This is a genomic window from Agromyces sp. NPDC055658 (genome assembly GCF_053618155.1).
Genome location: NZ_JBSHHD010000023.1, coordinates 68,055 through 79,418, shown reverse-complemented (window position 1 = coordinate 79,418; position 11,364 = coordinate 68,055). Strand labels below are relative to the sequence as shown.

Annotated in this window: 9 protein-coding genes; 2 read left to right on the top strand and 7 right to left on the bottom strand. The window is 69.7% G+C overall.

What is annotated here, in order from left to right; genetic code table 11:
• Positions 1-118: 118 nt before the first annotated feature.
• The 6 genes from nikE to ACWGPE_RS12340 all read right to left on the bottom strand — a co-directional run bounded on the left by nikE (position 119) and on the right by ACWGPE_RS12340 (position 7,534).
• Positions 119-1,804, bottom strand: coding sequence for a nickel ABC transporter ATP-binding protein NikE (nikE, locus tag ACWGPE_RS12365; protein ID WP_452048794.1), 1,686 nt, complete (start codon positions 1,802-1,804; stop codon positions 119-121).
• Positions 1,801-2,664, bottom strand: coding sequence for an ABC transporter permease (locus ACWGPE_RS12360; protein ID WP_452048793.1), 864 nt, complete (start codon positions 2,662-2,664; stop codon positions 1,801-1,803). Before ACWGPE_RS12360 ends, nikE begins: the two co-directional genes overlap by 4 nt.
• Positions 2,661-3,614: an ABC transporter permease gene (locus ACWGPE_RS12355; RefSeq protein WP_452048792.1), complete on the bottom strand. Its 954-nt coding sequence runs from the start codon at positions 3,612-3,614 to the stop codon at positions 2,661-2,663. Before ACWGPE_RS12355 ends, ACWGPE_RS12360 begins: the two co-directional genes overlap by 4 nt.
• A 65-nt stretch (positions 3,615-3,679) precedes the next feature.
• Complete coding sequence (locus ACWGPE_RS12350) at positions 3,680-5,329, bottom strand: ABC transporter substrate-binding protein (RefSeq protein ID WP_452048791.1); 1,650 nt, start codon at positions 5,327-5,329, stop codon at positions 3,680-3,682.
• A 55-nt stretch (positions 5,330-5,384) separates the two neighbouring features.
• Positions 5,385-5,864, bottom strand: a complete 480-nt coding sequence (locus tag ACWGPE_RS12345; protein ID WP_452048790.1) for a DUF3237 domain-containing protein — start codon at positions 5,862-5,864, stop codon at positions 5,385-5,387.
• Positions 5,861-7,534: a CocE/NonD family hydrolase gene (locus ACWGPE_RS12340; protein WP_231430982.1), complete on the bottom strand. Its 1,674-nt coding sequence runs from the start codon at positions 7,532-7,534 to the stop codon at positions 5,861-5,863. The genes ACWGPE_RS12345 and ACWGPE_RS12340 overlap by 4 nt, the downstream gene beginning before the upstream one ends.
• 159 nt (positions 7,535-7,693) lie before the next feature.
• Here ACWGPE_RS12340 and ACWGPE_RS12335 point away from each other — a divergent pair, with 159 nt between their 5' ends.
• Together ACWGPE_RS12335 and ACWGPE_RS12330 are read left to right on the top strand one after the other, a co-directional pair.
• A complete protein-coding gene (locus tag ACWGPE_RS12335) occupies positions 7,694-8,266 on the top strand; it encodes a TetR/AcrR family transcriptional regulator (RefSeq protein WP_255679931.1) in 573 nt (190 codons plus the stop codon).
• Positions 8,267-9,149: 883 nt separating this feature from the next.
• Positions 9,150-10,595 (top strand): DUF1254 domain-containing protein, encoded by a 1,446-nt coding sequence (locus ACWGPE_RS12330; protein WP_452048789.1) that lies wholly within the window; start codon positions 9,150-9,152, stop codon positions 10,593-10,595.
• A 417-nt stretch (positions 10,596-11,012) separates the two neighbouring features.
• Here the strand turns inward: ACWGPE_RS12330 and ACWGPE_RS12325 are convergent, their stop codons facing one another.
• On the bottom strand, positions 11,013-11,360 hold the full coding sequence (locus ACWGPE_RS12325; protein ID WP_452048788.1) for a hypothetical protein: 348 nt from the start codon (positions 11,358-11,360) through the stop codon (positions 11,013-11,015).
• Positions 11,361-11,364: the final 4 nt, after the last annotated feature.

The following is an 11,364-nucleotide window of genomic DNA, read 5'->3' as shown; positions in this document are numbered from 1 at the left end:
CCGAGCGGCAGCTCCTCGTCGACCTGGCAGCGCAGCTCGAAGCAGTACTCGAAGGCGGGTTCCATCAGCGAGGTCGACATGGGTGGGGTGGCTCCCTTCGTTCGGGGATCAGGCGGGATCAGGCGTCGGGGACCATGGCGCTCGAGCGCGTGACGGTCGGCAGTGACTGCGTACGACCCAGTCTGCGCCGTCTGGGCGTCCAGCCCTCGCGCGGGATCGAGTCGAGCAGCAGTCGGGTGTACTCGGCCGAGGGATCGTCGAGGATCTGCGCGGCGGTGCCGCGCTCCTCGATGCGCCCCTGCCGCATGACCACGACCTGGTCGCACAGGCGCCGGATGACCGTGAGGTCGTGTGTGATCATGAGCAGCGCGACGCCCGTCTCGCGACGGATCGAGTCGAGGAGCGTCAGGATCTCGACCTGCGTCGTCACGTCGAGCGCCGACACCGCCTCGTCGAGCACGAGCAGCACGGGGTCGGCCGCGAGCGCACGGGCGATCGCGATGCGCTGCCGCTGCCCGCCCGAGAGGGCGCGCGGCCGACTGTCGAGCAGGCTCGTGTCGAGCCGCACCTGCGACATGAGCTCGGCGACGCGGGCCTCGACGGCGACCTTCGCGTCGCGCGGTCGGTGCACCCGCACCGCCTCGACGAGGCACTGCCGCACCGTCTGGCGGCGGTCGAGCGACTGGTACGGGTCCTGGAACACCATCTGCGCGATCTTCGCGCGGCGCCGTCGTTCGGCGCCGCGGCGCGCGGGCACGCTCCAGTCCTCGCCGTCGACCGTGATCGTGCCGCCGTCGGCGCGCTCGAGCCCGAGCAGCAGGCGCGCGGTGGTCGACTTGCCCGACCCCGACTCGCCCACGATGCCGAGCGAGCCGCCTGGTGCGAGCTCCATCGACACGTCGTCGACGGCGACGAGGGTCTCCCGGCGGCCGTTCGCACCGCGCACCTGGTACGCCTTGCGGAGGTTCGCCAGCGTCATCATCGGGTGCGACGCCGGGGCATCCGCCTCGATCGGGGGCGCCTCGTCGAGCGACGCCGACATGAGCACCCTCGTGTAGTCCCCCCGCGCGTCCTGCCGCATGGTCGCGGCGCGCAGCGTCTCGACGATGCGCCCGTGCTGCATGACGTTCACCCGGTCGCAGACGGCCCCGGCGAGCGCGAGGTCGTGCGTGATGAACAGCAGCGAGAGCTCGCGATGGGCGCGCAGGTCGGCGATGACGGCCATGACCTCCTCCTGCGTGGTCACGTCGAGCGCCGTCGTGATCTCATCGGCGAGCAGGAGGTCGGGGTCCATCGCGAGCGTCGCGGCGATCATGACGCGCTGCAGCAGGCCGCCGGACAGCTCGGCGGGATGCTGCAGCATGCGCCGGGCGGGATCGGTGATGCCGACCTCGTCGAGCAGGTCCATGGCGCGCTTCGCCGCGGCATCGGGCTTCACGTCGGCGACGTGCACGAGGGCCTCCGTCATGAAGTCGCCGATCGTGCGGAGCGGGTTGAGGTGCGCCCGCGGCGTCTGGAACACCATGCCGAGACGGCGGGCGCGCACGTCGCGGAGCTCGCGCGCGCTCATCGCCCCCAGGTCGCGCCCGTCGATGCGGATCGTGCCGTTCGTGGTGAACCCGTCGGGCAGGAGGCCCGCGACGGCGCGCACGGTGAGGGTCTTGCCCGAGCCGGATTCGCCGACGAGGCCGACCGCCTCGCCGCGTCCGACCGCGAGCGTGTTGCCGAAGAGGAGCTGACGGGGCCCGTCGGCGCCTGGCGCGAACACGTCGAGACCCTCGATCTCGAGCACGGATGCGTTCATCGTTCCTTCTCCTCGGCCCAGACGGTGACGCGCGCGCCGACGATGCCGACGGCGAGGACGGTGACGACGACGAGGATCGCCGGGAAGACGGACTGCTCGGGGGCGCCCGCGAGGATGCTCGCCTGGCCGCTCGAGATCATCGATCCCCAGTCGGGCGCGGGCGGCTGCTGCCCGAGGCCGAGGAACGAGATCGCGGCGAGGTCGAGCATCGCGTACCCGAAGCCCACCGCCATCTGCGCTGCGACGATCGGGATCATCGCCGGCACGAGATGGCGGAAGCAGATCGCGAGACTCGAGACGCCCTGCACCCGGAGCGCCGCGATGTACGGCTTGCCGAGCTCACGAGAGGCGGCGGTACGGGTCAGCCGGCCGACGACGGGGACGTAGGCGATCGCGAGCGCGACGACCGGGGCGACGAGCCCCTTGCCGAACAGCGTCACCGCGAGCACCGCGATCACGAGGCCCGGGATCGCGAAGATGACGTCGACGAGTCGTGCGATGCCGCCCGACACCCACCCGCCGAACCACGCCGCGGCGAGCGCGAGCCCCACTCCGAGGAGGGTCGAGAGCAGCACCACGACGACGGGTGCGAACACGCTCGCCCCGGCGCCGACGAGCACCCGCGAGAGGATGTCGCGGCCGAGGTCGTCGGCGCCGAAGAGGTGCGCGGCGCTCGGTGCACTGTTCACGGGGCCGACGTAGAGCTCGTACGGGTCGTAGGGTGCGAGCCACGGTCCGGCGACCGCGACGATGACGACGACCGCGAGCACGGCGAGCGCGACGACGAACGTCCAGTCGCGCTTCGCCGCGCGACGGGCCCCGGCGGGCACGGCCCCCTGTGCGATCTGCGCGACGCTCATGCGAGGGCACCTCCTTCGACGCTCGTCGGGTCGATGAGCGCGCTGACGAGGTCGGCGGCCGCGTTCAGCACGACGAAGATCGTCACGAGCAGGAGCGACACGATCTGCACGACCGGCAGGTCGGCGCGGGCCGCCGCCTGCACGAGGAGCGATCCGATGCCGCCGAGCCCGAAGGCCACCTCGGCGATCGCCGACGCCGCGAAAAGGCCCGCGATCGTCGTGCCGGCGATGGCGAGGATCTGCGGCGACGCGTTGCGGAAGACGTGCGCCCCGAACACCCGGCGACGCGGGATGCCGCGCACCTTGGCCGTGTCGACGTGCTCGGAGTGGAGCTGTGCGACGAGCGCGCTGCGGGTGACCCGGCTGATGTAGGCGATGAACAGCACCGCGAGCGAGATCGCGGGCAGCACGAGGTGCCACAGGCGATCCCAGGCCCCGTCGCCCTCGCCGTACACGGGGAACCAGCCGAGGCTCTTCGCGAAGATCCAGATGAGCAGGATCGCGACGACGAACGTCGGCAGCGCCATTCCCAGCGACGTCGCCGTCGCCACGGCACGGTCGACCGCGCGGCCCCTGGTCGCGGCCAGGATGCCGGAGCCCACGCCGAACACGAGGATCAGCACGACCGTCAGCAGCACGAGCTGGAGGGTGATGGCGAACCGCGGCGCCACGAGCGTCGTCACCGCCGTCTTGTAGACGAACGACCGCCCGAAGTCGCCCTGGATCGCCCCCGTGAGCCACTCCCAGTACCGCTGCCAGACCGGGTCGTCGAGGTGGTACTCGGCCCGGATCTCGGCGATGAGCTCGGGCGTCGGCTTCGCGCCCCCGGCGAGCGCCGCGATCGGGTCGCCGGTGAGCAGCACCGCCGAGTAGATGACGATGCTCGCGAGGAGGAGCGTCAGCAGCAGGCCGCCGAGCCGCCCCAGCAGCATCCGTGTCAGGGTGTTCACCGCGCCGTTCCTCTCTTCGTGCTCTGTTCGCGGACGCAGCCCCGCATGCGCAAGCGCCGGCCGGCCTACTGGCCGCCGAGGTGCAGCGCCCAGGGGCTGCTGTACGCGGCGACCGACGTGGTGACGCCCGTGAGGTCGTCGTTCAGGTAGGTGAGCTGGTACGTGCCCGCGAGCGTGACCTGCGGCTGGTCGGGCGCGTAGACGGCCTGCGCGGCGACGAACTCGTTCGCGGCCGCCTCCGCGTCGGTCGCGTTGCGCGCGGCCATCATGTGCGCAGTCACCTCGCCGTCGTCGTAGCCGCTCCAGTTGAAGATGCCGCCCTGTTCGGCGGGCAGCACGAACAGCGACGGGTAGCCGAGCACGCCCGGGGTCTCGAGGTACCCCTGGGTGGCGACGAAGTCGACGCCCTCGCGCTTGGCCGGGTCGTAGAACAGCGCACCGAAGTCGGAGGCCTGCATCTCGTCGATCACGAGGTCGAGGCCGATCTTCTCGCCCGCGGCCTGCATGATCGTCGCGGTCTGCTCGAACTCCTTGGCGCCCGCGGGCACGGCGATGACGAGCGGCTCGCTCACGTCCTCGCCGCTGTCGGCGACGAGCTGCTTCGCCTGCTCGAGGTCGACCTCGGGGTCCGCGAGCGCGTCGTAGCCGGCCTGGTACACGTCGGCCTCCGCCATCGACTGGAACGAGAACTCCGGCACGAGCGTCTTCTGCACGTAGCCGAGGCCGTTCACGACAGTCTGCAGGTACTGGTCGCGGTCGATGGCGAGACTCAGCGCCTGGCGGATCTTCGGGTTCGCCGCGGGACCCGTGGCGGTCGTCGGGCCGAAGCTGTACGACGCGGTCGAGTGGCCGATCGTGAGGGTGCCGGCGCCGTCGCCCTCGAAGACCGCGCGCGAGCTCGGCGAGACGTTGATGGCCCCGTCGATCTCGCCCTGCGTGAGGGCGGTCGCGAGCGTCGACCCCTCGTTCACGAAGGTGTAGGTCAGCGTCTTCACGAGCGGCGCGCCGTTCCAGTAGTCCGCGTTCGCGGTCGTCGTGATCGCGCTGCCCGGCTTCCAGCCGCCGTCGGCGAGCTCGTACGGGCCCGTGCACATGAGGCCGCCGTCGGGCGTGCCGAGCGCGTCGCCCGCCGCCTCGCCGAACGCCCGCTGCATGACGGCGCCGCCCTGGCCGGCGAGCGCGTCGCGGAAGGTCGAGTCGGGGGCGACGAAGTGCACGGTGACCTCGTTCGGGCCGGTCGCGACGATGCCCGTGGCGGGATCGGGCACGACGAGCGCGAAGGCGCCGTACCACTGCGACTCGGGGTTCATGCCCTGCTGGAGGCTGTAGACCACGTCGTCGGCCGTCACGGGGCTGCCGTCCCAGAAGGTCACGTCGTCGCGCAACTCGATGACGAAGGTCACGGGGTCGACGAACTCGGCGCTCGTCGCGATGCCGGGCTCGATCGAGAAGTCGGGCTGCAGCGAGAGCAGGTTGTCGCACAGGTTGGGGATGATCAGGTTCGCCGAGGCGGCCGGGTTCAGGGTGGCGGGCTCGCCCTCGGCGATCGCCCACGTGACCTCGTCGACGGCCTTCGTGCCGGCGGGCAGCGAGTCGACGATCGTCAGCTCGCCGGGGTCTCCGTCGACATCGGCGCCGTCACGCGGGGTGCACGCGGTCAGGGCGAGCAACGCGGCGCAGGCGACGGCGCCTGCCGCGAGTCGGGGTCCGTTCATGGTGGGGTCCGTTCGGTCGGTGGTGCGAGGGTGATGGGGATGACGCCGCCGGTGTTCAGGCGAGCAGGAAGACGCGGATGCAGACCTGGCCGTCCTCGTCGCGGGCGAGGCCGACGAACTGGTGCTCGGCGAGCCAGCGGTGCTGGGGCGCGTCGGTCTGGAAGACCGGCGCCGTGCGGAAGTAGAGGCCCGGGTCGTCCTCGGGCACGTGCTCGCCACGGTCCATCCGCTCGAGCACCTCGGGGGTCGCCCGGAAGTACCCGCGGTTGAGGATGTCGATCACCGCGCCGTCGTCGGCGCGGATCAGGTAGCGGGCCTCGAGCTGGGCGGTGCCGAATCGTTCGACCGCCCAGTCGCCGCCACCGGCGAGCACCTCGCCGTTCAGCCGCGGCCCGGTGACGCTGCCGCCCGAGACGGGCGTGAAGGAGAGCTGCTCGTCGGGGCCGCGGCCGATGTGGAAGTCGGGGTCGATCGTGGCGCGGATCTCGAAGACGTACTCGAGGTTCGGCCACGACGTGGGAGCGATGGGGTTCACGGCAGTTCTCCTTCGAGGACGGTGAAGTGCAGTTGGAATCCGTCGGCTCCGCCGACGACGAGCGACTGGGTGTTCGGGCGGGTCGCCCCCCACGTCCACGGATCGGCACCCGTGCCGGTCTGCGGCAGGAACTCGGGGTAGTCGCTGCTCGAGACGTGAACACGTAACCGGTGCCCCGCCCGCAGCCGGTACCCGACCTGGCCGAGGTCGATCTCGATGACCGCGGGGTCGGCGTCGTTCGCCTCCAGCAGCTGCACCTGGCCGCGTGCGATGCGGAGCGCGGTGCGGTCGGGTGCGACGTCGAGCACCCGCACGAAGCAGTCCATGACGGGGCCGTCGGACGCGATGCGGAGCTGCGCCGAGACCGGGCCCGCGAGGTCGACGTCGGCCACGGCCTCGTCCGACTCGAAACGCAGCACGTCGGCGCGGTCGCCGAGCTCCGCCTCGTCGGGGGCGAAGAGCAGGAACGAGAACGCATCGGGCACACTCGAGGGCACGAGGTCGTCCGGGTCGTGAGTCCACCTGAGCACCGACTCGGTCGGGGCGGGCGCGGCGGCGAGGCATCCGTCGCCCGTCGCGTACCGGCTGACGCGACGCGCACCCTCGGGCGGCCAGACCGGGCTCTCGCGCATCTCCCCGGTGCCCGCGAGGCTCCAGGTCACACGCGGCAGCTCGGCCGCCGCCCCGTTGCCGCGCACGAAGACCTCGAAGAACGCGAGCGCAGGGTCGAGCGTGCGCGGCAGCAGGTCGCGGATCTGCGCGTCGCTGCGATCGGCGACCCGGTCGCCGTCGGCCTCGTGCAGCTGGTAGCTCTCGTGGTCGATCGACTCGATGCGCAGGTAGTGGTGCGCGTCCCAGTTCGGGCGCTGCGAGATCCGCTCGACGTCGGCCCACGAGAGCGGTGCGCAGTTGTCCCACCAGCCGATCGTGTGCAGCGAGGGCACCGAGCGCCCGGCGAACGGGTCGCCGTTCGGGAAGCGCCTGAGCAGGACGGGGTTCGGGTACCACTGGTCGTAGCTCAGCCCGCGCGCGCCGACCTGGCTCATGAACTCCTCGGCCTGGGCGGCGAAGTCGCGGCGCGACCAGTCGGGCTCCCACTGCAGCATGTCGTTGTCGAAGAACTGCGTGAGCGGGTACATGTAGGTGACCCCCCACTCGACCGCGCGCGTGCGTCGCGAGGGGTCGCGGTGCACGGGCTCGCCAAGGCCGGTGCCCGTGACGCGCGGGGCGATGGCCTTGAGCGCCGGGTGCCCGCTCGCGGCGGCGGCCCACTGCGTGTAGCCGTAGTAGCTGTCGCCCCACATCGCGACGCGGCCGTTCGACCACGGCTGACAGGTGATCCACTCGATCGTGTCGTAGCCGTCGTCGACCTCGTTCACGAAGAGCAGCGCATCGCCCTCGGACCGGAACTTGCCGCGCACGTCCTGCGCGACGACCCGGTAGCCGTGTCCGGTGAGGTACTCGGCGACCTGCGGGATGAAGCAGTAGACGCCGGACTTGTCGTACGGCAGTCGGATCAGGATGGTGTCGCCGGGTGCAGTGTCGGCGGCATCGGGTGCGCCGGGAAGGTAGACGTCGCCGGCGAGCAGCACCCCGTCGCGCATTCGGATCCGGGCGGGGACCGAGAGCGGGCTCTCGGGCGCCGGGGGGATGCGCTGGATGTCGGGCATGTCACTCCTTCGAGACGGGGCGTCCTGCGACGCGGTGACGGTCACGTTACGGACGTGGGTCTAAATAGTCAAGTCTGACTAGACAAGAATCGCAGAACCGCTACACTCGGCAGAGTCGAGTGCGAGGCATCCGCATCGCAGGAGAGGAGAAACCCGCCGATGGCACGACCCTCCGTCGCCGCCGAGCGCCGCGAGCAGATCCTCGACGCGACCATGGCGACCATCGCCGAGCACGGCATCCACGGCACGACGCTCGACCGCATCGCCACCGCGACCGGCATGTCGCGCGGCCACGTGCGCCACTTCGTCGGCAACCGCGACAAGCTCCTGCTCGACACAGCGACCGCACTCTTCGCCGACCAGACCGGCGAGGTCGGCACGATACTGCCCGCCGGCACGTCCGACCTCGAGTCGGCGCTCGACTACCTCTTCGGCCCGGCGTTCAACTCACCCGACCGCGAGAACGCGGTCGTGCTGGGGTTCGTACAGCTCTCACGCACGGACCCCGAAATCGCGCAGGTGCTCACCAGCGCCTATACAGCCACGCGGGTGCAGCTCGCCGACCTCGTCGCCTCAGACCATCCCGATGCATCGCCGGATACCTGCACGACCGCGGCGTACGGCGTGTTGACCTGCGCACTCGGCTCGGTGTTTCTCGGCGATTTCGACGCCGACCCCACGCGCGCCGCGCGCTCCCGCGCGGCCGCCGAAGCGCTTCTCGCCGCGCTCTGAGGTTGGGCGCATACACGCCCAATGCGCACCGCCGCGACGTCCATGCAATTGTGCGCCGCTCCTCGGGCTTGATCAGTTCGGAATGCGGACGTCCTGCCGACACTCGGTTGCGGTCGCTGATCACTTGAGGAAGATCCTCAACAGAATGATCAGCAGCCCGAGCGCAGCGGTGGCACACGCACCGCCCATCGCCAGTACCAGACGACCCGTCGGCTGGCGAACGCGATCCACCTGAGAATGGCCAGAACGAGAACACCCATTCAGAGGGTGGACAAAGATGCGACCTCCACTCCCAGCACACTCCGAGAGCCCCGAGGGCGAGCGAGATCAACGGCGGGACCGTCGCGTACAGCAACCCAATCGATCGCCCAAATGCGAACCGGATGGACTCCCGCACACGGATCGGCTCACCCTCCGCGCGAGCTCCCTGGACGGCGATGGCAACGATATACATCTGCGAGAGCCAAAGGACGAGCATGCTGACGATGGTGACGCCCATAGTGTTCAACGAACGCCCACTGTCGTCCGACACCGCGATGACGACGCTGACGAGCACCATGCCGGAGACAAGCTCCGGCGTCACAAGCCCATGCCGCAAGCGAGGCATCGACCACGGACTCTCGAAGCGAGCGGGGCCCGCTCGATCAGCCATTCATTCACCCCCGCGGGCCCACTCCGCGGAAACTGAAGGTGATTCGCGAGCCGATGCGCCGTGCCTCACCAGACCCTATGTCGACCCGCAAATCCCCGCACCGACGATCGATCTCGGATTCTTGGCGAGCGGGCCGACGGCAGTCACCGACTCCGTCGTGCGATCTTGGTGATGCACCATCATGGGCCCGGTGTCATGATGACGGGACGTGACCAGCGAGGGGGAATGCGCATGTCGATCGAAGCAAGCACCAGGACGGGGCTGACGAGGGATCAGTTGGCCGAGGAGGTGACGCGCCTTTCGACGCCCGACCGCTTGTCGACGCCGTTCGGTGACTTCGAGTTCTTCGACGGCGTGCCTACGCCCGAATCGGTTCAGACCATCTTCGACGGGCTCGACCTCGTCCGCGGCATCACAGCTTTCCTCGACACGATCCCGGGTGCGTCGCTTGTCGCCATGCGGCACGGGCTGCGCGTCGCCGGCGTCGACTCGCCCGACAAGATCGCATTCACCGATCCGAAGTGCAACTCTGGTGCGCTGTGGCTCACGCCGAACACCGAGACCACCTACGGAGTTGCGTTCCTTGACCTGCGGGCGTGGGGTCCAACGGTCATCGAGGCACCCCCGCAGGCGCTCGGCGTCGTCGACGACTTCTGGTTCCGGTACGTCGCCGACATGGGAATCGCGGGCCCCGACAAGGGCGCCGGCGGCAAGTACCTCTTCCTCCCTCCGGGATACGACGGCGAGCGGCCCGACGGGTACTTCACCTACGAAAGCCCGACGTTCACGAACTTCGTGGTGATCCGCGCCCTGCGCGGGGTGCCCGCCATCAAGCAGTCCCGCATCTATCGACTGAGCGATGCCGCCGCTCCGCCGGAGAACACCTTCGTGAACATCGCCGACCAGGTGTTCAACACGATCCACTCGAACGACTTCTCGTTCTTCGAAGAGGTCGCCGAGATCGTCGCCGAAGAACCCACCGCGGCACTCGACCCCGAGCGCGCGGGGACGCTGGCCGCCCTCGGCATCGCACACGGGAAGCCCTTCGCGCCCGATGAGCATCGGCGCGGCGTGCTCGACGCCGCCGCCCGCATTGGTGCCGGGATGGCGCGCGCCAACCTCTACCGGCCTCGCAACCCGGAGTCGTACCGCTGGGACGGATCCTCGTGGAAGGAGGGGTTCGTCGGCGGCAGCTACGAGTTCCTGAGCGACGGTGCGCGCAATCTCGACGCCCGCACGCTGTTCCACTACGCGGCGACCGTCATCACGCCGGCGATGGCGCACGCGCAGGTTGGTGCCGGCTCGGCCTACATCTACACCGCGCAGGACGCCGACGGCGCGCTGCTCGATGGAGCCGCCACGTACTCGCTGACGATCCCTCCGAACCCGCCGGCGAAGAACTTCTGGGCGTTCGACCTCTATGACACCCAGACCCGGTCGCTGTTGCAGTCGACGCTCTACCCAGCTCTGTCGAGCCTCGGCGAAGGCCTCCAGGCCGAAGCCGACGGTTCGTACGTCCTGTGGTTCGCGCCGACCGCCCCCGATGGCAAGGAGTCCAATTGGATCCCTACGCTGCCTGGCAAGTCGTGGTGGCCCCTGCTGCGCCTCTACGGCCCGCTCGAGTCATGGTTTGACAACACGTGGCGCCTGCCCGAGATCGTTCGTGTGAGCGAGTGAGTCGCGATTGCAGATGAGTACGCGGCCACGGCGCCCGTTCGCCGGGTGCCGTGGTTGCGTGTCCCACAGGCCGAGATCGCTGAAGGTTGCCGAGCACTATCGAGGTGTCCGGAGCCTGAACGGCGCGCTTTTCGTAGTACTACTCGGTCACCCTAGACCGTTTGTGGCCGGCGAACCGGGCGGCCCCTTCGATGCCGAGTGCGTCTGCAACCGCGGTCACCGCGGACTTGCGGAGCGCGTGCGGCACGAGTGCCTCGTCGAGCCCAGCCCATTCCCGGACGCGCCGCAGGGAACGGTGCACATCTTGGTTCCGCTGGGTGCCCCGGTGCGGGTTTGGAAGACGAACTCGTTGTCGCCCGATGCGATCTTGCGACGGCGGAGCATCGGTAGGAGTTCGTCCGGAACTGAGATGCGCCGTCATCCAGACTCCGTCTTCAGATAGTCCTCATAGCGCTTGGGCAGGCCTTTGGAGTCAACGACCTTCCCGGCGATCGTGATGCTCGGCCGGTCCGAGTCGAGATCCACGAATTGCCACTTGAGTCGGACTGCCTCGCTCACGCGGGCGCCGGTGGCGAGGATCAGATCCACGACATCGCCGAGCAGATCGGATGGCCGCGGTCCCATCCGATCCGCGCGGTTCTGGTAGTCGCGAATGATCGCCCGGAAACTCTGCAACTCCACCGCGTCGGGAGCGTAGATGGGCTTCGGGCGCCACTTAGCGCTCTTCACCTCCCACGCCGGACTGGCGACCATGAGGTCATTCATCACG